We start from the raw sequence: 22,344 nt of genomic DNA on the forward strand, positions 1-22,344 counted from the left end.
TGGGACCTGCCAACGCAGCCGGCACGACCATCCAAGGTGAGGCCATGACCGCCAACAATCGGCCGCTCGACCCCGGTGCCGATATCCCCGGCACCGTCGGCGGCCGCGAGACCGCTCCTGACGAGCAACCCGACACGAGCCGGGCGCCCCGAGATGGGCGGCCCGGCCGCCGTGGCGTTTTCACCCGGCTGGGTGCGCCCCGCGCGCCGCGCAGCCGGCTGCGCCGCCGCGCCTGGGCAGGTGCGCGCATGGTCGCCGCGCTAGCGCTGGTGGGCGGCCTCTACGCGGCCTTCGCGCCGAACGTGCACGCCGAGGACTCCTCGACCCTCTCGGGCGCCGCGCAGCAGGGTGAGACGCTCTACAACTCGAGCTGCATCACCTGCCACGGCCGCAACGGGCAGGGCGTGCCGGGTCGCGGACCGAGCCTGGTCGGGGTCGGGTCGGCCGCGGTCGAGTTCCAGGTCACCACGGGCCGGATGCCGCTGAACCAGCAGCAGAGCCAGGCCGACCGGAAGCAGCCGATGTTCTCCGACGACCAGGCCCGCGACATCGGCGCCTACATCGAGGCGCTGGGCGGCGGCCCGCAGTTGCCGAACGGCAACGACTTCCACTCCGACGGCAACATCTCAGACGGCGGTGAGCTGTTCCGGGTCAACTGCTCCTCGTGCCACGCGTTCGGCATGGGCGGCGGCGCGCTGTCCTCCGGCAAGTACGCGCCGAGCCTAAGCAACGCGACCGACCGGCAGATCTACGCGGCCATGCTGACCGGGCCGGAGAACATGCCGGTGTTCGGCAACAACCAGCTCACGCCGCAGGAGAAGCAGGACATCATCGCCTACGTCAGGCACCAGACCAACGACCAGGACCCGGGTGGCTTCGGCCTGGGCCGGCTCGGTCCGGTACCGGAGGCGCTGGTGATCTTCCTCGTCGGGATTGTGGCCCTGGTCTTCGCTGCGCTGTGGATTGCGGGTAAGTCATGAGCACGACAACTGAGCACGACGACGACTTCGACGTCGACGACCGGTCGTTGAGCCGCTTCGACCTAGTCCGCGAGGGCGCCCGGCGCGACGGCGTGGAGATCGTCCACTACGCGCCCAAGTTCCCGGTACCGGGCACGAAGCGGGAAAAGCGGGTGGTCCGGACCGTCGCCCTGCTGTTCGCGATCACGGGGCTGGCCGCGTTGGGCTTCCTGATCTCGTACATCTGGTGGCCGTACGAGTACAAGTCCGGCTTCAACATCAACAAGTACTACACCCCGATGCTCGGCATCACCCTCGGGTTGACCCTGCTCAGCGTCGGTCTGGCGATCATCACGTGGGGCAAGAAGCTGCTGCCCGACGAGATCTCGGTCCAGGACCGGCACGACCAGATCGTCGACCAGACGGAACGCAAGCTGACCGGGGCGACCATGCTCAACATGGTCGACGAGCTGGGCATCGCGCGCCGCCCGCTGCTCGCCAAGGCGGCTCTGCTCGGGCTCGCCCCGGTGGGGGCGCTGGCCGCGGCCCCGCTCGTCGGTGGTCTCATCAAGGACCCGCACCACCCGGACGTCCTCGTGCACACCGGGTGGGACAACAAGCTGACCAACAACGGGCAGCCGATCCGCCTCGTCCGCGACGACATGACTCCGATCCGTCCCGAGGACATCAGCGTCGGCGGCCAGATGACGGTCTTCCCGGGCATTCCCGGTGGCAACACGAACGACTACGGGGACTCGCCGACACTGCTGATCCACCTGCGTGACGACGACGCCGACCGGCTCCGTGGCAACATCACCGGGCAGGTACCGGCGAACGAGAACCACATGTACGGCAACCTGGTCGCATACTCGAAGATCTGCACGCACGCTGGCTGCCCGGCTAGCCTTTACGAGCAGCAGACCAGCGTCCTGTTGTGCCCGTGCCACCAGTCCCAGTTCAACATCCTCGACAACGCCCGGCCGATCTTCGGACCGGCCACTCGACGGCTGCCCATGCTGCCGCTCGACGTTGACAGCGACGGGTTCCTGATCGCTAAGTCCGACTACCAGCAGCCGGTCGGACCGGGTTTCTGGGAGAGGCCATGAAACGACGCAAGGTTGATCTAGCCGACCTGCCCGCCAGGAGCGCAGGCGAAATCGACGATCGGCTCCAGGTAGCCAGCCCGCTCCGGCGACTCTTCAACAAGGTATTCCCGGACCACTGGTCGTTCCTGCTCGGCGAGATCGCGCTCTACTCGTTCATCGTCCTGCTGCTGACCGGTACGTTCCTGGCCCTGTTCTTCGACCCCTCGATGCAGGACACGAAGTACAACGGCAGCTTCATCCCGCTGCGCGGCATCGACATGTCCGGGGCGTACCGCTCCTCGCTGGACATCTCGTTCGACGTCCGCGGCGGCCTGTTCATCCGGCAGATGCACCACTGGGCGGCCCTGCTGTTCATGGCCGCCATCGTGATGCACATGCTGCGCACGTTCTTCACGGGCGCGTTCCGCAAGCCGCGCGAGCTGAACTGGATCATCGGCATCCTGCTGTTCTGGATGGGCTTCACCGAGGGCTTCGCCGGATACTCGCTGCCTGACGATGCGTTGTCCGGCACCGGCCTCCGGATCGCCAGCGCGATCATGTTGTCCATCCCGATCGCCGGCACCTGGGTGACCACCTCGCTGTTCGGCGGAGAGTTCCCCGGCCACGTGATCCTGGACCGGCTCTACATCGTCCACGTCCTGATCATCCCGGGCGTCATCCTGGCGCTGATCGCGGTGCACCTGGGCCTGCTGGTCAAGCAGAAGCACACCCAGTGGCCGGGACCGGGGCGGACGAACAGCAACGTGGTCGGCGTGCGGATGTTCCCGGGCTTCGCCCTCAAGGGCGGCGGCTTCTTCATGATCGTGTTCGCCATGATCGCCCTGCTCGGCGGCATCTTCCAGATCAACCCGATCTGGCTGTTCGGGCCGTACAAGGCGGCGGTGGTGTCCGCGGCCAGCCAGCCCGACTGGTACGTCATGTTCCTGGACGGCTCGACGCGTCTGATGCCGGCCTGGGAGTTCCGGTGGCACATGTTCGGCAACTACTACGACATTCCGCCGCTGTTCTGGCCGACGGTCGTGTTGCCCGGCATCCTGACCATGCTGCCGATCTTCTATCCGTTCATCGAGGCCAGGTTCACCAAGGACAAGGCGGTGCACCACCTGCTGCAGCGGCCCCGCGACGTACCGACCCGTACCGGGATCGGCGCCATGGCGGTCAGCTTCTACCTGGTGCTGCTGGTCTCCGGCGGCAACGACGTGATCGCCGACAAGCTGAAGATCAGCCTGAACGCGATGACCTGGGCCGGCCGGATCGGCCTGCTGATCATCCCGCCGCTGGCCTACTACGTCGTGTACCGGATCTGCCTCGGCCTCCAGCAACACGACCGTGAGGTGCTGTCGCACGGCGTGGAGACCGGCATCATCCGCCGGACCCCGGAGGGCCGGTTCTACGAGGTACACCAGCCGCTGGGGCCGGTCGACGAGCACGGCCACGGCGAGCTGCCGTACGCCGGCTGGGTGGTACCGAAGAAGATGAACCGGGTCGGCGCCCTGCTGCCGACGCTGCGCGGGTTCTTCAAGCCGGTCGAGACGGTCGAGGACGTGGAGAACGAGCAGAGCAGCAACGCACCGGTCTCGCCGGCCCCGAGCCGCCACCACGAGATCGGTACCGGCGGCCGGTCCTGACCGATCGCCGGGGCCGGTAGCACCGGCCACAGCAACGATGAGAGCGCCCGCCGGATATCCGGCGGGCGCTCTCACTTTTCCGGGGACAAGGGTGAGCCGGTGCGGTCTCCCGGCGGCCTCAGGACGCTGGCGCACTGAGGCCGGGTGCTCCCCCACAGCGGAGCCCGGGACTGCGGAGCGCGGGACTGGTGCCGCGCGGCTCTGCTCACGGCTCTGTGTGGCTCGCCCGGCCCGGCGCTTGCCACGCTGAACGCTGGCCACGACGGCACGGGGGCTCGCCCTTGCTCGGAGTCTCGCCGTGCCCCGCGTGCCCTGGCTCGCGCCCCTGGAACGCGTGCTGTGCGCTGCGCGCGCGGCGGCCCCACACTCGCGGCGCTGAACGCTCGCGGTGACAGGGTGCTCGCAGTGCTGGACGCTCGCGGCGGCACGATGCTCGCCCGTGGGGGGCAAGGAGAGTCCGGAGGCCGCATCGTGCGGGGGCGCCCGCGGCGACCAGGAGCGGCAGACGGAGACGGCCCGCACCCCCGGACCACAGCCAGTCTCCCGAGACGCTTCTGGAGCTTCTGAGCCCGCTCCGAGTGCCTTCACACCCCCCGGCCACCCGCTCCAACCGCCATACACATCTGGGTGGCGACCCCCGTTGGGGATCGCCACCCAGGGGTGAACGATGGTGAGGCGGTGCTACTCCGCGGTCCGGCGCGCTCCCGAGTAGTACTCGAAGAGCAGGCCACCGGTCGCCACCAAGACCGCGAGCAGACCCACCACGAGCAGCCAGATCTGCCAGTACACCACGCCGATGCCGGCCACCAGCGCGGCCAGCGCGAGACCGAACGGCCAGTAGCTGCCGGGGCTGAAGAAGCCGACCTCGCCGGCGCCGTCACTGATCTCCGCGTCCGGCCGGTCCTCCGGGCGCGGATCGATGCGCCGGGAGACGAACCAGAAGTACGTGAAGCACATCAGGCACAGCAGGCCGGAGAGCACCAGCGCGGTGGTACCGATCCAGTCCATGTGGTCCAGGGACGCACGGGTCCAGAATCCGTACACGATCGCCGCGATGAACAGGAACGCCGAGATCAACCCGAACAGTTTCCACTCGCTCTTCATGAGCTTTCCTCGATCCTGATTCCAGCAACCGGTTCGACTAGGACGCCGTCTTGCTGTCGCGCGATGTGTCGAACGGGTGCGTCTTCACCGCGAGCGGGCCGTTCGGGTCACCGGCGGCCACCAGCGCGTCCGGAGTACTCATGCCCTGTTTCTTGGCGGCGATGAACTTGGCGTACTCGGCCTGAGGCACGGCGCGCAGCTCGAAGTTCATCTCGGAGTGGTACGTGCCGCACAGCTCAGCGCAGCGGCCGACGTACGCGCCCTCCTTCTCGATGGTCACCTCGAACTTGTTCTGCACCCCGCCGGGGAAGACGTCGCGCTTGAACAGCAGCTCGGGAACCCAGAACGAGTGGATCACGTCCTGCGAGTCCTCGAGGAACCGGATCCGCTCGTGGGTCGGTACGACCAACACCGGCACGTAGTCGCTGGCGCCGATCGTCTTGACCACCTGGCCGCTGTTGTCCTTCTCGTCCGGGTACTCGAACTCCCAGTTCCACTTGAACGCCACCACGTGGACGGTGACGTCCGGGTTGGGCTTGATCTTGTCGACGTCACTCTCGACGATCGCGGTGTAGTAGAACAGCACCGAGATGACCAGGAACGGCAGCACGGAGTAGAGGATCTCGATCGGCATGTTGTACCGGGTCTGCGGCGGCAGTTCCTCGCCACGCTTCCGGTAACGGATCACACACCAGAAGATCAGAGCCCAGACGAAGACACCCACGACCAGCGCGGCGATGACCGACCCGATCCACAGGTCGAACATCCGCTTGGACTGGTCGGTGATCCCGTCGATCGGCCAGCCGAACCGGAATGCCTGGTCGACCGAGCAGCCGGACAGCACCACGACCGCCGCCACCGCCACGGCACCGAGACCGATAAGACGGCCCACGGGACCACGACGACGGCTTACCGGGCGCACCCCCGAACCTCTTGCGACCACCTGCTCCTGCCTCCTTAGCAGCGCCGTACCCGTTGTTCTGGTTCACATGCACGGCAAAGGCGTCACCGACGGTCGCAGAGTACTCGACCATGCCGCTCCTGCTCGGATCGGGGGTACCGGGGCGATACCGTCGTGTCGTGGCTGCCCAGACCTACTTCGATGCCGCCGCCGGCCTTCCACCGCACCCGGTGGCCCGCCAGGCGATGCTCGCCGCCGCCGAGGACGGCTGGGCCGATCCGGCCAAACTGTACGGTCAGGGGCGCCGTGCGCGGCAGCTGCTGGACGCGGCGCGCGAGGCGGTCGCGGAGCAGCTGGGGGTACGCGCGGACGAGATCGGGTTCTGCGCCAGCGGTACCGCCGCCGCACAGGCCGGGATGCAGGGGGTCCGGGTTGCCCGGCAGCGGGTCGGCGCCACCGTCGCGCACTCCGCCATCGAGCACTCCTCGGTGCTCTACGCCGCTGGGCAGGGGCCGACCGCGCCGGTACCGGTGGATCGGCTCGGGCGGGTGGACACCGAGGCGTTCGCCGCCGCCGTACGGGCGCCTGGTGTGGCCGTGGCGGCGCTGATCAGCGCGAGCCACGAGGTGGGCACCGTGCAGCCGGTCGCGGCCGTGGCGGAGGCGTGTGCCGGCGCCGGGGTGCCGCTGCTGGTCGACGCCGCCCAGTCGGTGGGCCGGATGCCGGTGCCGGGCGGCTGGTCCCTGCTGTCCGCGAGCGCACGGAAGTGGGGCGGGCCGGCCGGGGTGGGGGTGCTCGCGGTCCGCAAGGGGACCCGGTGGCTACCGCCGTGGCCCGGCGCCGAGCCGGGCAGCCTGGACCAGCCGGGGGCGCTGAACCTGCCGGCCGTGGTGGGCGCCGCGGCCGCGTTGCGGGCGGTGTGCGCGGCGGCGCCGGACCAGGCCGCGCGGCTGTCGGCGCTGGTCGCGCGCATCCGGGACCAGGTGGCGGCGACGGTACCGGACGTGGAGATCGTGGGCGATCCGGTCGGCCGGCTGCCACACCTGGTGACCTTCTCCTGCCTGTACGTAGACGGAGAGGCGCTCCTGCATGCGCTGGACCGGGCCGGGTTCGCCGTCTCCTCGGGCTCCTCGTGCACGGCGTCCACGCTGCGCCCCAGCCACGTGCTGGAGGCGATGGGTGTGCTCTCGCACGGCAATGTCCGCGTGTCGCTGCACCCGGACACCACCGAGGAGGAGGTCGACCGGTTCCTGGACGTCCTGCCCGGGCTGGTCGGCCGGCTGCGCGAGGAGGCCGGGGTGGTCGGGCTGTGACAGAGTCGCCAGACGTCCTGGACTGCCGGGGGCAGCGCTGCCCGCTGCCGGTGATCGCCCTGGCGCGGCGGGTACCGACGGTGCCGGTCGGGGCGGTGGTGCGGGTACTGGCCGACGATCCGGCCGCCGCGAACGACATCCCTGCCTGGTGCCGCCTGCGTGGCCAGGAGTTTCTCGGCGCCGTCGAAGCGGACGACGCGACCGGATTCGACGTCCGGCGAGTCATCTGACTCGCATCGTTTGCCTGCCCGTCACGTCACGGTTGCTCCGGATACGCGTCAGGGCGCTGAACTTCGGCGCAGGGTGCATGCGGCGACCGTCGCCGGGGCCCGCCCATGGAGGAAACGTGGCAGACCGCGCAGCAGTGCTTCAGCTGGACGCGACGTCGCGCGCGCCCCGTGCGATCGGCCGACCGGTGATCATCGGCCATCGCGGGGCCTCCGGGTACCGGCCCGAGCACACCCTGGCCTCGTACGAGCTGGCCGCCCGGATGGGCGCCGACTTCATGGAACCGGATCTCGTCTCCACCCGGGACGGAGTGCTGGTCGCCCGGCACGAGCCTGAGATCAGCGGGACCACCGACGTCGCCAGCCGGCCCGAGTTCGCCGACCGCCGGCGCACCATGTCGGTGGACGGCAGGCCGACCACCGGCTGGTTCACCCACGACTTCACGCTCGCCGAGCTGAAGACGCTGCGCGCGATCGAGCGGGTTCCCCAGGTACGCCAGCACAACACGCTCTACGACGGGATGTTCGAGGTACCCACCTTCGACGAGATCCTGGCCCTGCGCACCCGGCTGTCCGGAGAGCTGGACCGGGAGATCGGCGTGTACCCGGAGACCAAGCACGCGACCTACTTCCGCGATCTCGGCCTGGATCTCGAGACCCCGCTGGTGGACAGCCTGCGGCGGGAGGGGCTGGACCGTGTCGACGCCCCGGTCTTCGTGCAGTCGTTCGAGGCCAACAACCTCCGGGCGATGTACGCCGACCACGGGCTGCGCGCACCGATGATCTTCCTCACCACGTCGTCCGGTGCGCCGTTCGACGACCCGCGCACCTACGCCGAGTACCTGACCCCGGCCGGCCTGCACGAGTTGGCTGGCTTCGTCGCCGGCATCGGACCGAACAAGAACCAGGTCATCCCGTGCCGGGCCGACCGGACGCTGGGTACCCCGACCAGCCTGGTCGAGGACGCGCACTCGGCCGGCCTGGCGGTACACCCGTACACGTTCCGGGCGGAAAACCAGTTCCTGCCGGCCGACTACACGGTCACCGAGGCACCCAATGCCTTCGGCCGGGCCATCGACGAGCAGATCGCGTTCCTGCGGGCCGGGGTCGACGGGCTGTTCACCGACCATTCCGACATCGGCGTGGTCGCCCGCACGAGGTTCCTGACCGCTGGCTGACGACTCCTGACCGGCTGATCCGGGCAGCGCTGGAACCGGCGGATGGCACCGGCTCCAGCGACGGGGGCGGACGGGTTCAGGAGAGGTGGGCGCCGACCTCGTCGGCCGCCTCGTGGCCGTACGAGTCGGCCAGCCGCTTGAGGAACTCCTCCGGCCGTACCGTGTACTCCTGCGTACCGGTCGTCTCCAGCACCAGCGTGGCCAGCAGCGCGCCGACCTGGGCGCTGCGCTCCAGGCCCAGGCCCCAGGACTGGGCGGTGAAGAAACCGGCCCGGAACCCGTCGCCGACCCCGGTCGGGTCGTACGCCTGGACCTCCCGGGCCACCGGGATCCGTACCGGCTCGATGTCCTTGCCGGTGACTGACACGCCGTCCTTGCCCAGCGTGGTGACCCTGATCCCGACCCGGTCCAGGACCTCGGCCTCGCTCAGGCCGGTCTTCGACTCCAGCAGGTCTTTCTCGTACTCGTTGGTGAGCAGGTACGCCGCGCCGTCGATGAGCTCGCGGATCTCCTCGCCATTCATCCGGGCCATCTGCTGAGACGGGTCGGCCGCGAACGCGTACCCGAACTGCCGGCACTCCTGCGTGTGCCGCACCATCGCCGTCGGGTCGTTCGGGCTGATGATCACCAGGTCCAGGCCACCCAGCCGCTGCGCCACCGGCGCCAACTCGATGTTGCGTGCCTCGGCCATCGCGCCGGCGTAGAACGAGGCCACCTGGCACATGTCCTCGTCGGTGGTGCAGACGAACCGCGCGGTGTGCGCCACCTCGCTGACGTAGACCGATGCGCAGTCCACCCCGTGGCGCTCCAGCCAGGCACGGTAGTCGTCGAAGTCGGCGCCGACCGCACCGACCAGCGACGGCCGCATGCCGAGGACTGCCATGCCGAAGGCGATGTTCGCTCCGATCCCACCGCGCCGCACGACCAGGTCATCGACCAGGAAAGACAACGAGATCTTGTGGAGCTGGTCGGGAAGAAGCTGCTCGGCGAACCGGCCGGGGAAGTGCATGAGATGGTCAGTGGCGATTGAACCGGTGACGGCGATCTTCATCGCGGCACTCCGAAAATTGGGTACGGCGGGCAATGGGCCCGGACAGCGTACCTGCCAACACCAGAGCGGCCGTGCCTGTCGGAAAACAGGGCACGGCCGCCGTAGGTCTGATCGGGCGCGGGTCGGTCGCGACCGGCGCCGGATGGGTCAGATCAGTGGAACGAGTCGCCGCAGGCGCACGAGCCCGTGGCGTTCGGGTTGTCGATGGTGAAGCCCTGGGCGTCGATCCGGTCGGCGAAGTCGATCGTCGCCCCGGTCAGGTATGGCGCGCTCATCCGGTCGACCACGACCTCCACGGCGCCCTCGCCGGCGCCGAACTCGCTGACGATGTCGCCGTCCAGCGAACGCTCGTCGAAGAAGAGCTGGTAGCGGAGCCCGGAGCAGCCACCGGGCTGTACGGCGACCCGCAGCCGCAGGTCGTCACGCCCCTCCTGGTCGAGCAGCGCCTTCACCTTCTCGGCGGCGACGTCGGTCAGCACGACTGTGGTCTGAGCCTGCTCGCTCTCGGTAACGGTCACGGTTCCTGCTCCCTGGCGTGGTGATACTGGTCCTTCGCGCCAACGCTACTCGGCCAGCACGACATTCCCATCGTCGCACGCCCGAGTGCCCGTGACACCCATCGCTGGTTGGATGATGTAGCTCACCCCAGCCCCGCTGGTCACACCGGTAACCGGAGTCACATGCCCAGCTCAGCCCCGGGACCACTGACCGGCCAGCCGGCTGGCCAGCTCGGTCAGGCCCTCGACGGGCCGACTCATCGCCTCCTCAACGCTGCCGAAGTGATCTACCAGGCTGTGCGTCTCGGTCACCCCGGCCGCCGCCGCCTCACGCCGGCCGGCGGTCACCCTGCCGGCCAGGACCACGCACGGTAGCCCCCGGTCCCGGGCCGCCTCCGCTACGCCGGAGACCAGCTTGCCGCGCAGCGACTGCGCGTCGAACGACCCCTCGCCGGTGATCACCAGGTCCGCCCCGTCCATGGCGGCGTCCAGGCCGGTCATCTCCCGTACCAGCGTGGTGCCGGACACCATTCCGCCGCCCAGCGCCAGGATCGCGGCTCCCAACCCGCCGGCCGCTCCGGCCCCCGGCTGGACCGCCAGCCCACTGGGGCAGCCGGGCAGCGCCTTCTCCAGTACCGCCGCGAAGGACTCCAGCGCGGCGTCCAGCAGCAGAACGTCCTCCCTGGTCGCGCCCTTCTGCGGGCCGAACACCGAGGATGCGCCGTAGAGCCCGGTCAGCGGGTTGTCCACGTCGGTCGCGGCGATCAGCCGCACCCCGCGCGTCCGGGGCACTCCGCCCAGCGCGACGCAACCGGCCAGCGCGGCGCCGCCGAACGGCAGCGCGTACCCGGCCGCGTCCAGCGGTGCGGCGTCCAGCGCGGCGAGCATCCCGGCACCCGCGTCGTTGGTGGCCGAGCCGCCCAGACCGATGACGATCTCCCGCGCGCCCGCCTCCACCGCGGCGGTGATGAGCAGGCCCAGCCCGTACGACGTGGTGATCTTCGGGTCTCGCTTCTCCGGCTCCACCAGGTGCAGGCCGCACGCCTGTGCGCTCTCCAGGTAGGCCCGCTCCCCCAGCACCAGCACCTCGCCGGTGACCGGCCGACCCAGCGGGTCGACGGTGGCGGCCGGGATCCGGGTGCCGCCCAGGGCGGTCGCGAGGACCTCGATGAATCCGGGCCCGCCGTCGGCCAACGGCCGGGCGATCACCTCATCACCCGGGACGGCGGCCCGCCAGCCGTCGGCGATCGCCGTGGCGGCTTCCACCGCGGTGAGCGTGCCGGCGAACTTGTCCGGGCAAATGAGTACCTGCACGGCGGCAGTCTCCCACGTCACTCTCTCGAGCGGTCCACGCCGGCCAGGGCCGTGCGACGATCTAGCCGTGACGACCTTTGTCGAACCATCGCCGACCGCCACCGCCCTGCTGCTGCTCGGCAGGGGCAGCGACCCGTCCTCGGAGCGGGGGGTGGACTGCCCCGGCGATCTGCCCGCGCCGAGCGATCCCGGGCTGGTCGCCCGGGCCCGGGCGGCGAAGGCGGCGCTGGGCGACAGGGTGTTCGTCCTCGGGCATCACTACCAGCGGGACGAGGTGATCGAGTTCGCGGACGTGACCGGCGACTCGTTCAAGCTCGCCCGCGACGCCGCGGCCCGACCGGACGCGGAGTACATCGTGTTCTGTGGTGTCCACTTCATGGCCGAGAGCGCGGACATCCTGACCTCCGACGCGCAGGCCGTGGTGCTGCCCGACCTGGCCGCCGGCTGCTCAATGGCGGACATGGCGGTGCTGTCGCAAGTCGAGGCGTGCTGGGACCGGCTCGCCGAGCTGGGGCTCGCCGACACCGTGGTACCGGTCACCTACATGAACTCCTCCGCCGACATCAAGGGCTTCGTCGGCCGCCACGGCGGGGTGGTCTGCACCTCCTCGAACGCCAAGCGCGCCCTGGAATGGGCGTTTGCCCGCGGGCAGCGCGTGCTGTTCCTCCCCGACCAGCACCTCGGGCGCAACACGGCCGTGCTGGAGATGGGTTACGGCCTCGACGACTGCGTGCTCTACGACCCGCACAACGCGGAAGGCGGCCTGAGCGCGGAGCAGCTCACCGACGCGAAGATGATCCTCTGGCGGGGGCACTGCTCGGTGCACGGCCGGTTCACCAAGGAGAGCGTGGACCAGGTCCGACAGCTGGTGCCCGGGGTCAACGTGCTCGTCCACCCCGAGTGCCGGCACGACGTGGTCACGGCGGCCGATCTGGTCGGGTCGACCGAATACATCATCCGGGCCATCGAGGCGGCGCCGGCCGGATCGTCCTGGGCCGTGGGTACCGAGCTGAACCTGGTACGCCGGCTGGCGGCCGCGCACCCGGACAAGCAGATCATGTTCCTCGACCGGACCGTCTGCTACTGCTCCACGATGAACCGGATCGACCTCCCGCACCTCGTCTGGGCACTGGAGGAGTTGGTCGCGGGCCGGGTACCCAACCGGATCACGGTGGACCCGGAGACCGCCCGGTACGCGCGGCTCGCCCTTGACCAAATGTTGGCCCTCCCCTAACCCTGCGTAATTCCACCCGTTGTGTGTCACATCACGCCCTCGATGCTTATATGCTGCCCACGCGAGATCTGATCCACATCTTCAAGGCCACCACCCGGCGTAACGAAGCCATTTCTCAGCGGAAGCGTGGCCAGGAATCCGCGTTGGAGGTTCGTGTGACGAACGACGTCCTCAAGGTGCACGGCGGCGCGCCACTGCACGGTGAGATCACTGTGCGTGGTGCCAAGAACCTGGTTTCGAAGGCCATGGTGGCCGCGCTACTCGGTGATACGCCGAGCCGGCTCGCCGAAGTACCGAGGATCCGCGACGTCGAGGTGGTCCGCGGGCTGCTGGAGCTGCACGGCGTCAAAGTGATCGAAGAGGGCAACGGCCTGGTCTTCGATCCGGCCAACGTGGGCACGGCCGAGATCGACGAGATCAACGTGCACGCGGGTTCGAGCCGGATCCCGATCCTGTTCTGCGGTCCGCTGCTGCACCGGCTCGGCCACGCGTTCATCCCCGACCTGGGCGGCTGCCACATCGGCGACCGGCCGATCGACTTCCACCTGGCCGCACTGCGGCAGTTTGGCGCGATCGTCGACAAGACTCCGCAGGGGCTGCACCTGACCGCGCCCAACGGGCTGCACGGCACCAAGTTTGAGCTGCCGTACCCGAGCGTCGGCGCGACCGAGCAGGTGCTGCTCACCGCGGTACGGGCGGAGGGCGTCACCGAGCTGCGCAACGCCGCGGTCGAGCCGGAGATCATCGACCTGATCTGCATCCTGCAGAAGATGGGCGCGATCATCAAGGTGCACACCGATCGGGTGATCGAGATCGAGGGCGTCACCAAGCTGCGCGGATACAACCACCGGCCGATCCCGGACCGGCTGGAGGCGGCCAGCTGGGCCTGCGCCGCGCTGGCCACCCAGGGGGACATCACGGTCAAGGGCGCCCGGCAGGTCGACATGATGACGTTCCTGAACGTCTTCACGTCCGTCGGCGGCGCGTTCGAGGTCAACGACTCCCCCACCGACGGCGGGATCCGGTTCTGGCACCCGGGCAGCGAGCTGCGCGCGGTCGCCCTGGAGACCGACGTGCACCCCGGCTTCATGACCGACTGGCAGCAGCCGCTGGTGGTCGCGCTGACCCAGGCCCGGGGCCTGTCGATCGTGCACGAGACGGTGTACGAGCGACGGTTCGGCTACACCGACGCGCTCAACACCATGGGCGCGACGATCCAGGTGTACCGGGACTGCCTGGGCGGTACCCCGTGCCGGTTCGGCCGGCGCAACTTCAAGCACTCGGCGGTGATCGCCGGCCCGAGCAAGCTGCACGCGGCCGACCTGGTGATCCCTGACCTGCGCGGCGGCTTCAGTCACCTGATCGCGGCGCTGGCCGCGGAGGGCACCTCGCACGTGTTCGGAGTCAACCTGATCAACCGCGGGTACGAGGACTTCGACGCCAAGCTGGCCGCGCTCGGGGCGCACGCCGAGCGCGCCTGACCGGCGAGCCGCTGCCGCGCTCCTGGCACACGCCGAGCGCGGCGGCGACAACCGGCGGCCGCCGGCCGCCCTCCGGGTGTACGCCCGCCGCTGCACCGACAACCCGGCGACCGCTGGCCCCGCGCGGGCCGGTGAAACCGGGTGCTCCCGAAGGTCCGAGAGCACCCGCGACGGCTCTGGGCAGCGGCTTTGCCGAGTGCGCCGGCCGGCGGCCGGCCGTGTCCGATGTCGGCTACCCTTCATGGCGTGCCATCCATGTTCCGACGCAAGCCCGTTGAAGAGCCCGTCGACGAGACCGCCGAGGCGGTGACCGACGAGCAGGCCGAGGCTGCCCAGCGGAAGTCCTACACCCCGAAGAAGGGGGAGGCGACCCCGAAGCGGGTGATCGCCGGGCGACGGCCGGCCGCGGCTGCCCCAGCCACCCGCAAGGAAGCACTCAAGCGGAGCCGGGACAAGCAGCGGCAGGATCGCATGGAGCAGCGCGCTGGGATGATGGCCGGCGACCAGCGCTACCTGTCCGCGCGGGACAAGGGACCGATCCGGGCGCTCGCGCGGGACGTGATCGACTCCCGGATCAACGTCGGGACGATCTTCATCTTCGTGCTGATCGCCATCCTGATCGGATCGCTGCAGTCGATGCCCGGCACGGTTCAGGCTGCGGCGAACCTGCTGTTCCTGTTCATGATCGTGGCGCTGTTCGTGGACAGCGCGTTCGTCATCCGCAAGATCCGCAAGCTGGCCCGGGAACGGCACCCCGACGCCAATGAGCGCTGGGGCTCGCTGTACTTCTACACGATCATGCGGTCGATCAGCTTCCGCTTCATGCGGGTACCGAAGCCGCGGGTCAAGATCGGTCAGCGGATCTAGCTAGTTGACCCCGGCGAAGCGCAGGAGCGCGGCGGTACCGGCGGCGATCACCACGACCAGGATGAACGGCAGCCTGCGCCACGCGGCCACGGCACCGGCCAGTACCCCGGCGGGTCGGGCGACGCCCACGAAGCCATGCCCCTCGGTCAACGCCGAGGTGGCCACGAGCGCGGCCAGCAGAGCCACCGCCGCGAGCGGCAGCAACCGGGCGACCGGAGCGGGCAACACGACCCGCTCGCGCAGCAGCGCCCCGCCCAGCCGGAACCCGTACGTCCCGGCGGCCAGCAACAGGATCACCACGATCAGCATGTGACGGCCGCCTTCCGGACCGGTACCACGAACGCGAGGCCAAGGGCGGCCAGGGCCAGCAGTACCGGCAGCCCGGCCGGTACCAGCGGGGTGGCCGCCACGGCGATGAGCGCCCCCGCACCCGCCACCCAAGGGGCCGCAGGGTCACGACCTGTCCCGGAGCCGTCCCCGACCGTGCCACCGTCGACCGTGACACTGCCGGCCGCGCCACCGTCGACCGTGACACTGCCGGCCGCGCCACCGCTGGCCGTCACACCGCCGACCGCGACACCGCCGGCCGTGACACCGCCCGCCGTCCCGTCACCCGCCGGAGCGCCACCGGTCGAGGCCGGACGGGCCGGCGCCGCCGCGCTCTGATCCCGCGCCCGGATCAGCGTCGGCAGCAGCAGCGCGAACAGGCCGGCCGGGAACGCGGCGTCCAGCCCGAACGTGCCTGGGTCGCCGATCGCGCTGCCGACCATCGCGCCGACAAGCCCGCCGGCGTTCCACGCGACGAACAGGGCGACGCCGGTCAGCCAGTAGGCGGCGCGGCGCTTCCGGGGATCGGGCTGTGCCAGCGCGAACGCGACCGACTCGTCGACCATGATGTGGCTGCCGGCCAGCCGGGTGGCTCCGCGGCCCAGCACGTCACCGACCGCCATCCCGAACGGCAGGTGCCGCGCGTTGAGCAGCAATCCGCCCAGTACGGCGGCCACCGGGTTGCCGGCCGCGACCAGGCTGGCCGCGAGGAACTGCGCGCCACCCGCGAAGATCAGGATGGACATCGCCACCGCAGCCCAGAGCGGGAGGCCGCTCGCGACCGCGATCGCACCGAAGGACATCCCGACGAAGCAGTCGGCCGCGACGATCGCGGCGATGTCCCGGATCAGCGCCCGGTCTGCCGTTCGCCACATCGCACGCATGGTCTCTTATGATGAACACAACCGAGGTGTTCGTCAAATCGAACGATCTGACCGCTGGAGCGAACATGACCGTACCGGGGCCACCGTTGGCCGCGATCGCGGCGGCGCTGCGCGAGCAACGTGAGCGTGCCGGGCTGTCGCTGACCGAGCTAGCCCGGCGGGCCGGCGTCGCCAAGTCGACGCTGTCCCAGCTCGAGTCGGGTGCCGGAAATCCCAGCGTGGAGACGCTGTGGGCACTGGCCGTGGCGCTGGGGGTGCCGTTCAGCCAACTGGTCGAGCCGCCGGCCCCTCCGGTGCGGGTGGTACGCGCCGGGCAGGGTCCCCTCGTCCCGTCGGAGCGGGCGCACTTCACCGGTAGCCTGCTGGCGGCCGGCCCGCCGCACGGCAGGCGAGACATCTACGTCATCACCCTGGAGCCCGGGCCCGAGCACCGGCAGGCCCAGCCGCACATCCCCGGTACGGTCGAGCACCTGATCGTGGCGGCCGGACGGGTCCGTACCGGCCCGGCCGACCAGGTGGTCGAGCTGGGTCCGGGAGACTATGCCGCGTTCGCCGGCGACGTTCCGCACGCCTATGAGGCGATGGAGCCGGGCACCTGGGCGGTGCTGGTGATGGAGCACCGCTGAGCGGGCGACACGCCGACGGCCGCGATCGGCGCAGCGTGCCGATACAGCGGATAACGCCGGAATCCCGCACTAACCAGCCCGATCAAAGTCCGATATGGTACTGGGGGCTCGACGGTACCCGCCGCATCATCTTGGCGGTGCCGCTGTCCACGCCGTACCCTCCTTTCGCGACCGGGCCGAGTCACTTCACCCGGTTCTTATGCTTTGCTGGACGCGTTTTCGACCGACGAGGTGGCACTGCGTGACCGAGCGCGACGATCACGCCGAGGACCGGCGCAGGCCGGCCGGACCGGCGTGGGCGACCGTGCCGACCATGCAGTGGGCCCGGGTCGCGCCGGAAGACGAAGACGCCGAGTCCAGCCCGCGACCGGGCGGGCGGCGGCCGGGCCGCCGGCCGCCGGAGGACTCCACGGACGATCGCGAGGAAATCCTCGACGAGGATGAGGCCGAGGAGGGTCGACTGCGGCCCGGAGCCGGTGACGGGCGGGCCCGCGGGGTCGCTCGGCCGGGAGCCTCGACGGATCGCGAGCCTGACCGGGTCGGTGGGCCTCCCATGCCCCCGATCGAAGCGTCGTCCGCGGTCCGGTTCACCAGCCGGCCCACTGGCAGGCGCCGACCCGGTGACGATCCGCGACCCGCCGACGTCCGCCGCCCCACCGACGATCGCTCCCCTGACGACCGCCCGCTGGACGAACGCCGGGCGGCCGATGAGGGTCGGGGCAGTGACGAGCGCCGTCCGATCGACGAGCGCCGTCCCGTTGACGAGCGCCGCCCCATCGACGAACGCCGTCCGCGGGACGAACGTCGCGGCGGCGAGCGCCGGACCGCGGGCGAACGCCGGGGGCCTGACGACCGCCGCGCACCTGACGACCGCCGAGGCCCCGACGACCGCCGCGCACCTGACGACCGCCGAGGCCCCGACGACCGTAGACGGCCCGACGACCGCTGGGACGACGACCGCCGTGGGCCCGTGGACCGGCGGGTCGCCGAAGACCGCCGACCCGCGGAAGATCGCCGAGCCGGCGGGGATCGCTGGGACGACGACGACCACTGGGACGACGACCGGTGGGCGGACGACGACTTCTGGGCTGACGACGACCACCGGGCCAGTGACCGCCGCGGCGGCAATGAGCGCCGCGATCGCCGCCCCGCCGGACGCCGGCCGGTCGACGAACACCGGCCCGCCGACGATCGCCGCGAACGTGGCCCGGAAGGCGAGCGCCGCCCGGTCGACGACCGCTGGCTGGACGACGACCACCGGAGCGGTGAGCGCCGCGGCGGCGACGCACGACCCGGCGTCGAGCGACGGCCGGCAGGCGACCGGCGACCGGTAGATCGCCGAGCACCCGGTGACCGCCATCCGGACGACCGGTTCGCGGACGAGGACCGCTGGGACGACGACGCCCGCCGGGAGGACGACCACCGCCGGGAGGACGACCACCGACGGGAAGACGACGCTCGCTGGGAAGACGACCACCGCCGCCCGTCCGGGGATCGCCGGCTTGACGACCGCCGGAGCGACGAGGACTCCTGGGACGACGACCGCCGGCCCGCAGCCGACCGCCGGGGCCGTGGTGACCGCAGGCCGGGAAGCGACCGGCGCGGTGGGGAGGGCCGGCCGCGCGGTGCCGGACGGGCATCGGTACCGGTCGGTCCCCCGCCCGGTCCCGCGCCCGCTCCCCGGGTGCAGCGGCAGCCCCGACTCCCCCGCCCCGGCGAGGTGTTCACCGGCGCCGAAGGCATCCCCGCCGGGTTGCGCCCGGACATCGTCGAGGCGCTCACCGCGCCCACCCCGCCCGGCGGCCTCCGGTACGAGCCGCCGGCACCGCCGGTCGTCAGCGCCCCGCCGGACATCGGGCCGATCGAACCGGTCAGCTCCCCGCCGGTCTCGGCGCCGCCGGTGTCCGCTCCGCCGGTCTCGGCGCCCCCGTTCCCCGTCTCCGGGCCGCCGTCGGACGAGCCCGCTCCGGCCGGTGCGACCGACCCCGAGCAGACCCTGGCCACCTGGGACTGGGTGTTCGATCCGGACACCCTGCGGGAGAAGGTGGACGGCGAAGAGGAACGGCTCCTGGAGATCAGGGACCTGCTCACGGTCAAGCTCAACGGGCACGAGGACAACGCTCCCCGAGCGCGCCTGCTGAGCCTGCGCGCGGTGGTGTCCCGCATCCTCGGCGACCTGCAGAAGGCACAGGCCGACGGCAAGCTGGCGCTGGCCCACGCGGAAGCGACCGGCGAGCTGCGCCGGATCGCGATCGCTCAGGCGCGGCTCGCCCACGTGCTCCAGTGGCGCGGGGAGTTCGAGGAAGCCGACCGGCTGTTCACGCTGGCCAACTCGACCGAGCTGCCGGACCGGCTGCGGGCCACGATGTACCAGCACTCCGGGAAGTGCGCCTACGACCAGGGGCGGTACATCGAAGCGTGCATCCACTTCGAGAAGGCCCTCGAACTGCGCAAGACCGAAGACCCCGAAATGATCGCGCACACCGAGCTGGCGCTGGACGCGGTGTTCCGCAAGGTGGCCGAGAACGACTGGGGTCCGTACCCGCGTACCCGCGAGGAGATCCTGCAGATCCGCCGGCCACCGACCCCGGCGCTGGACGAGCAGACCGGCCTGTGGGGCTTCACCGACGCGGAAGGCGAGACCCGGGTCGCGGCGGTGTACTCCGACGTGCAGCCGTTCCGGGACTCGGTCGCCTGGGTGCAGCGGCCCGGCCAGGAATCCTGGGAGCTGATCGATGAGGCGGGCGAGACCCTGATCCCAGCGCACGCCGGGTACCTCGGGGTGAGCAGTTTCTCCGACGGGCTGGCCTGGGTGTCCCGGGACGGTACCGCGCGGTGGATCGGCATCGACAAGGCCAACACGGTGACCATCTCGACCGGCTTCGAGGACGTCCGCCCGTTCCGGCGCGGGATGGCCGCGGTACGGCGGGGTGGTCGCTGGGGTGCGGTGGACGGCATCGGCCGGGCGGTGGTCCCGTTCCGGTACGACTCGTTCGCCACCGCCCTGTCGGACGGGCGCTACATCGACGGCTTCTCCGACGAGGGGCTGGCCGTGGTGGAGTTGGGCGGCCGCAAGGGCGTGGTGGACCGGGCCGGACGGGTGCTGGTCGAGCCGGTACACCCGGCACTGGTCATCCACCCGGTGGCGTTCCTCATCACCGACGGGGCACACCGCTGGGGTGCCTTGGACCGCCGCGGCCGGATGTTGATCACGCCGAGCCATCCCAGCCGGATGGCTGTCACCGAGGAGATCGATCGGCTCTTGGTCGACGCCCGCCCTATGCTGTGAGCCGGATCGTGATCGCTGCCGACGACTGGTCCGGGTCGTGGCGCGGCGCCAGACGCGCCGAGCCGGACTGGTCGCACGTGCCGCCGTCGACGTCGACCGATAGGGTCTTGCCATGCAATATCGACACCTTGGCCGATCCGGCCTCATGGTCAGCGAGATCTCCTACGGCAACTGGATCACCCATGGCTCCCAGGTCGAGGAGGAGCAGGCTACCGCCTGTGTGCACGCCGCACTCGATCTCGGTATCACCACTTTCGACACCGCCGATGTCTACGCGGGCACCCGCGCGGAGTCGGTTCTCGGCCGCGCCCTGAACGGGCAGCGCCGCGAGGGCCTGGAGATCTTCACCAAGGTCTACTGGCCGACCGGTTCCGGCGCCAACGACCGCGGCCTGTCCCGCAAGCACGTCCAGGAGTCGATCAACGGATCGCTGAGCCGGTTGCAGACCGACTACGTCGACCTGTACCAGGCGCACCGGTACGACTACTCGACGCCGCTCGAGGAGACGATGCAGGCGTTCGCCGACATCGTGCACGCCGGGAAGGCGCTCTACATCGGCGTGTCCGAGTGGCGTGCCAGCGAGATCCGGGCCGCGGCCGACCTGGCCCGCGAGCTGAAGATCCAGCTGGTGTCGAACCAGCCGCAGTACAGCATGCTGTGGCGGGTCATCGAGGCCGAGGTCGTCCCGACCTCGGAGGAGCTCGGCGTCGGGCAGATCGTCTGGTCCCCGATCGCGCAGGGTGTGCTGACCGGCAAGTACCTGCCGGGGCAGTCGGCACCGGAGGGCTCGCGGGCCACCGACGAGAAGTCCGGCGCGAACTTCATCCGCCGGTTCCTGCGGGACGACGTGCTGGCCCGGGTCCAGCAGCTCAAGCCGATCGCCGAGAAGGCCGGGCTCAGCATGGCCCAGCTGGCGGTGGCCTGGGTGTTGCAGAACCCGAACGTGTCCTCGGCGATCGTCGGCGCGACCCGGCCGGAGCAGCTGCAGGACAACGTGAAGGCCGCGGGCGTGAAGCTGGACGCGGAGCTGCTCAAGGCGATCGACGAGATCCTCGACCCGATCGTCGAGCGCGACCCGGCCAAGACCGAAAGCCCGGCCGCTCGCCCCTGAGCGCGTCGCGCGCGGGCGCGCCCCGGTCTGGATCCCATACCGAAGGCCCCGCCGCTCGCCGCTGAGCGCGTCGCTCGCTGACACCGCCCCGGTCCGGAACCCTCCGGACCGGGGCGTGCCGCCCGGAGGCGCGACGCGGGCGGTTGGACGCGTCAGCGCCAGAACCTGAGACGCGTCAGCGCCAGAACATGAACAGCGACTGGCCGGACGAGGCGAGGAAGATCGGCAGGCCGATCAGCTCCGCCAGCCGGTCGATCACGTCGAAGAAGACCCGGTTGATGCTCGGCTGCCAGAGCAGGGCGAAGAAGATCAGCATGCCGTACGGTGCGACGGCGTCGAACCCGCGCCGCCAGTCGTGGGACAGCCAGGGCCGCAGGGCGTTGCCGCCGTCGACGCCGGGGATCGGCATCAGGTTGAGCACGCTCGCGGTCAGCTGCAGGAACGCGAGGAACGCCCACACCGACCAGAACTCGATGTGCGCGAACATGTCGATGTCGAACGCGAAAGGGATCACCAGTACGGCGGTGAACACCACGTTCATCCCCGGGCCGGCCAGGCTGATCAGGGTGTCCTTGACCCGGCCGCGGATGTAGGTGTGGTCGACCCACACCGCGCCACCGGGCAGCCCGATGCCGCCCAGGACGAGGAAGACCAGCGGAAGCACCACGCTCAGCAGGGTGTGGGTGTACTTCACCGGGTTGAGCGTCAGGTAGCCCTTCTGCACGACACTGACGTCTCCGGACCGGTACGCGGTCAGCGCGTGGGCGAACTCGTGCAGGCACAGCGACAGCACCCAGCCGGCGACCACGAACAGGAACGCGTCCAGCCGTATCGAGCCGTACCTGGCCCAGGTCATCCAGCCGCTGATCAAGAACACGGCCAGGATGCCCAGGAAGATCGGGCTGGGCCGGGACGCGCCTCGGGGGACCCCGATCGCGAGGCGGCGGCCCGTGCGGTAGCTCACCGGAACCTCACTCGCCCGCGGGGAGCAGGCTCATCCGGTATTCCACCCGGCCGTCCTCCACCAGGAGAGCGGTCGTCGTGCCCCCGGCCACCAGTTCCCGCCAGCTCTGGCCGATCCACGACTCCGCGTCAGCCTGGCTGGTGAACGTCTCACCGGGGCCGTCGACCGACTGACCGTCGCCGTCCTCGTACCGCCAGGTCCACGACATCCTTGGCTCTCCCCTTCGTCACGCGCCGACCCACCCGCGCAGCGCCGCGGCCGGCATCGCATACGGCCGGTCCCG

The 22,344-nt window shown here is 70.5% G+C and carries 22 protein-coding genes; 12 read left to right on the plus strand and 10 right to left on the minus strand.

What is annotated here, in order from left to right:
- Window positions 1–44: 44 nt before the first annotated feature.
- Genes qcrC through qcrB form a run of 3 tightly spaced genes read left to right on the plus strand, consistent with a single transcriptional unit; the run spans window position 45 to window position 3,693 of the window.
- Window positions 45–980 carry a cytochrome bc1 complex diheme cytochrome c subunit gene (gene qcrC / locus Raf01_RS34185; RefSeq protein ID WP_203922216.1) on the plus strand — a complete coding sequence of 312 codons (936 nt, stop codon included), beginning with the start codon at window positions 45–47 and terminating at the stop codon, window positions 978–980.
- Window positions 977–2,065 (plus strand): cytochrome bc1 complex Rieske iron-sulfur subunit, encoded by a 1,089-nt coding sequence (gene qcrA / locus Raf01_RS34190; protein ID WP_203922217.1) that lies wholly within the window; start codon window positions 977–979, stop codon window positions 2,063–2,065. The genes qcrC and qcrA overlap by 4 nt, the downstream gene beginning before the upstream one ends.
- The gene (gene qcrB / locus Raf01_RS34195) at window positions 2,062–3,693 is read left to right on the plus strand and encodes a cytochrome bc1 complex cytochrome b subunit (protein ID WP_203922218.1); all 1,632 of its coding nucleotides are present in this window, start codon (window positions 2,062–2,064) and stop codon (window positions 3,691–3,693) included. The genes qcrA and qcrB overlap by 4 nt, the downstream gene beginning before the upstream one ends.
- A 681-nt stretch (window positions 3,694–4,374) precedes the next feature.
- Here the strand turns inward: qcrB and Raf01_RS34200 are convergent.
- Both Raf01_RS34200 and ctaC read right to left on the minus strand, forming a co-directional pair.
- Window positions 4,375–4,797, minus strand: coding sequence for a cytochrome c oxidase subunit 4 (locus Raf01_RS34200; protein ID WP_203922219.1), 423 nt, complete (start codon window positions 4,795–4,797; stop codon window positions 4,375–4,377).
- A gap of 37 nt (window positions 4,798–4,834) precedes the next feature.
- Entirely contained in the window at window positions 4,835–5,740 is a 906-nt protein-coding gene (gene ctaC, locus Raf01_RS34205; protein WP_239134183.1) for an aa3-type cytochrome oxidase subunit II, read from the minus strand.
- Between the two features lie 89 nt (window positions 5,741–5,829).
- Here ctaC and Raf01_RS34210 point away from each other — a divergent pair, with 89 nt between their 5' ends.
- From Raf01_RS34210 to Raf01_RS34220, 3 genes are all read left to right on the plus strand, one after another.
- On the plus strand, window positions 5,830–7,011 hold the full coding sequence (locus Raf01_RS34210) for a cysteine desulfurase family protein (protein WP_203922220.1): 1,182 nt from the start codon (window positions 5,830–5,832) through the stop codon (window positions 7,009–7,011).
- A complete protein-coding gene (locus Raf01_RS34215; protein ID WP_203922221.1) occupies window positions 7,008–7,241 on the plus strand; it encodes a sulfurtransferase TusA family protein in 234 nt (77 codons plus the stop codon). Before Raf01_RS34210 ends, Raf01_RS34215 begins: the two co-directional genes overlap by 4 nt.
- A 116-nt stretch (window positions 7,242–7,357) precedes the next feature.
- Complete coding sequence (locus tag Raf01_RS34220; protein ID WP_239134184.1) at window positions 7,358–8,416, plus strand: glycerophosphodiester phosphodiesterase; 1,059 nt, start codon at window positions 7,358–7,360, stop codon at window positions 8,414–8,416.
- Window positions 8,417–8,492: 76 nt separating this feature from the next.
- Here the strand turns inward: Raf01_RS34220 and Raf01_RS34225 are convergent, their stop codons facing one another.
- The 3 genes from Raf01_RS34225 to Raf01_RS34235 form a co-directional block, all read right to left on the minus strand.
- Window positions 8,493–9,467, minus strand: a complete 975-nt coding sequence (locus tag Raf01_RS34225) for a carbohydrate kinase family protein (RefSeq protein ID WP_203922223.1) — start codon at window positions 9,465–9,467, stop codon at window positions 8,493–8,495.
- A 152-nt stretch (window positions 9,468–9,619) separates the two neighbouring features.
- Window positions 9,620–9,985, minus strand: coding sequence for a HesB/IscA family protein (locus Raf01_RS34230; protein WP_203922224.1), 366 nt, complete (start codon window positions 9,983–9,985; stop codon window positions 9,620–9,622).
- 171 nt (window positions 9,986–10,156) lie between these two features.
- The gene (locus Raf01_RS34235; RefSeq protein ID WP_203922225.1) at window positions 10,157–11,278 is read right to left on the minus strand and encodes a glycerate kinase family protein; all 1,122 of its coding nucleotides are present in this window, start codon (window positions 11,276–11,278) and stop codon (window positions 10,157–10,159) included.
- A 67-nt stretch (window positions 11,279–11,345) separates the two neighbouring features.
- Between Raf01_RS34235 and nadA the strand changes: the two genes are divergently transcribed.
- The 3 genes from nadA to Raf01_RS34250 all read left to right on the plus strand — a co-directional run bounded on the left by nadA (window position 11,346) and on the right by Raf01_RS34250 (window position 14,860).
- Entirely contained in the window at window positions 11,346–12,512 is a 1,167-nt protein-coding gene (gene nadA / locus Raf01_RS34240; protein ID WP_239134185.1) for a quinolinate synthase NadA, read from the plus strand.
- A 155-nt stretch (window positions 12,513–12,667) separates the two neighbouring features.
- The gene (murA, locus tag Raf01_RS34245; protein WP_308442684.1) at window positions 12,668–13,993 is read left to right on the plus strand and encodes a UDP-N-acetylglucosamine 1-carboxyvinyltransferase; all 1,326 of its coding nucleotides are present in this window, start codon (window positions 12,668–12,670) and stop codon (window positions 13,991–13,993) included.
- 255 nt (window positions 13,994–14,248) lie between these two features.
- Window positions 14,249–14,860: a DUF3043 domain-containing protein gene (locus tag Raf01_RS34250; RefSeq protein WP_239134197.1), complete on the plus strand. Its 612-nt coding sequence runs from the start codon at window positions 14,249–14,251 to the stop codon at window positions 14,858–14,860.
- On the opposite strand, the gene Raf01_RS34255 is transcribed toward Raf01_RS34250, so the two are convergent.
- Both Raf01_RS34255 and Raf01_RS50650 read right to left on the minus strand, forming a co-directional pair.
- The gene (locus Raf01_RS34255; RefSeq protein ID WP_203922229.1) at window positions 14,861–15,169 is read right to left on the minus strand and encodes an AzlD domain-containing protein; all 309 of its coding nucleotides are present in this window, start codon (window positions 15,167–15,169) and stop codon (window positions 14,861–14,863) included.
- On the minus strand, window positions 15,163–16,062 hold the full coding sequence (locus Raf01_RS50650; protein WP_275413112.1) for an AzlC family ABC transporter permease: 900 nt from the start codon (window positions 16,060–16,062) through the stop codon (window positions 15,163–15,165). Before Raf01_RS50650 ends, Raf01_RS34255 begins: the two co-directional genes overlap by 7 nt.
- Window positions 16,063–16,136: 74 nt before the next feature.
- Between Raf01_RS50650 and Raf01_RS34265 the strand changes: the two genes are divergently transcribed.
- Window positions 16,137–16,697: a helix-turn-helix domain-containing protein gene (locus Raf01_RS34265; protein WP_203922230.1), complete on the plus strand. Its 561-nt coding sequence runs from the start codon at window positions 16,137–16,139 to the stop codon at window positions 16,695–16,697.
- Between the two features lie 181 nt (window positions 16,698–16,878).
- On the opposite strand, the gene Raf01_RS34270 is transcribed toward Raf01_RS34265, so the two are convergent.
- The gene (locus tag Raf01_RS34270; protein WP_203922231.1) at window positions 16,879–18,174 is read right to left on the minus strand and encodes a hypothetical protein; all 1,296 of its coding nucleotides are present in this window, start codon (window positions 18,172–18,174) and stop codon (window positions 16,879–16,881) included.
- Window positions 18,175–18,381: 207 nt separating this feature from the next.
- Here Raf01_RS34270 and Raf01_RS34275 point away from each other — a divergent pair, with 207 nt between their 5' ends.
- Window positions 18,382–19,986, plus strand: coding sequence for a WG repeat-containing protein (locus Raf01_RS34275; RefSeq protein ID WP_239134186.1), 1,605 nt, complete (start codon window positions 18,382–18,384; stop codon window positions 19,984–19,986).
- Between the two features lie 112 nt (window positions 19,987–20,098).
- Window positions 20,099–21,097, plus strand: coding sequence for an aldo/keto reductase family protein (locus Raf01_RS34280; protein WP_203922232.1), 999 nt, complete (start codon window positions 20,099–20,101; stop codon window positions 21,095–21,097).
- Between the two features lie 175 nt (window positions 21,098–21,272).
- Here Raf01_RS34280 and Raf01_RS34285 read toward each other — a convergent pair whose 3' ends face one another.
- Entirely contained in the window at window positions 21,273–22,061 is a 789-nt protein-coding gene (locus Raf01_RS34285) for a site-2 protease family protein (protein ID WP_203922233.1), read from the minus strand.
- A gap of 7 nt (window positions 22,062–22,068) precedes the next feature.
- Window positions 22,069–22,269 carry a hypothetical protein gene (locus tag Raf01_RS34290; protein WP_203922234.1) on the minus strand — a complete coding sequence of 67 codons (201 nt, stop codon included), beginning with the start codon at window positions 22,267–22,269 and terminating at the stop codon, window positions 22,069–22,071.
- Between the last annotated feature and the right edge of the window lie 75 nt (window positions 22,270–22,344).

The organism is Rugosimonospora africana, assembly GCF_016862975.1.
Lineage (GTDB): Bacteria > Actinomycetota > Actinomycetes > Mycobacteriales > Micromonosporaceae > Rugosimonospora > Rugosimonospora africana.

Bases quoted from the DNA above. Each gene is read 5' to 3' on its own strand.
- qcrC (WP_203922216.1), top strand. From the start codon at position 45: ATGACCGCCAACAATCGGCCGCTCGACCCCGGTGCCGATATCCCCGGC.
- qcrA (WP_203922217.1), top strand. From the start codon at position 977: ATGAGCACGACAACTGAGCACGACGACGACTTCGACGTCGACGACCGG.
- qcrB (WP_203922218.1), top strand. From the start codon at position 2,062: ATGAAACGACGCAAGGTTGATCTAGCCGACCTGCCCGCCAGGAGCGCA.
- Raf01_RS34200 (WP_203922219.1), bottom strand. From the start codon at position 4,797: ATGAAGAGCGAGTGGAAACTGTTCGGGTTGATCTCGGCGTTCCTGTTC.
- Raf01_RS34210 (WP_203922220.1), top strand. From the start codon at position 5,830: ATGCCGCTCCTGCTCGGATCGGGGGTACCGGGGCGATACCGTCGTGTC.
- Raf01_RS34225 (WP_203922223.1), bottom strand. From the start codon at position 9,467: ATGAAGATCGCCGTCACCGGTTCAATCGCCACTGACCATCTCATGCAC.
- Raf01_RS34250 (WP_239134197.1), top strand. From the start codon at position 14,249: ATGTTCCGACGCAAGCCCGTTGAAGAGCCCGTCGACGAGACCGCCGAG.
- Raf01_RS34255 (WP_203922229.1), bottom strand. From the start codon at position 15,169: ATGCTGATCGTGGTGATCCTGTTGCTGGCCGCCGGGACGTACGGGTTC.
- Raf01_RS50650 (WP_275413112.1), bottom strand. From the start codon at position 16,062: ATGTGGCGAACGGCAGACCGGGCGCTGATCCGGGACATCGCCGCGATC.
- Raf01_RS34265 (WP_203922230.1), top strand. From the start codon at position 16,137: ATGACCGTACCGGGGCCACCGTTGGCCGCGATCGCGGCGGCGCTGCGC.
- Raf01_RS34280 (WP_203922232.1), top strand. From the start codon at position 20,099: ATGCAATATCGACACCTTGGCCGATCCGGCCTCATGGTCAGCGAGATC.
- Raf01_RS34290 (WP_203922234.1), bottom strand. From the start codon at position 22,269: ATGTCGTGGACCTGGCGGTACGAGGACGGCGACGGTCAGTCGGTCGAC.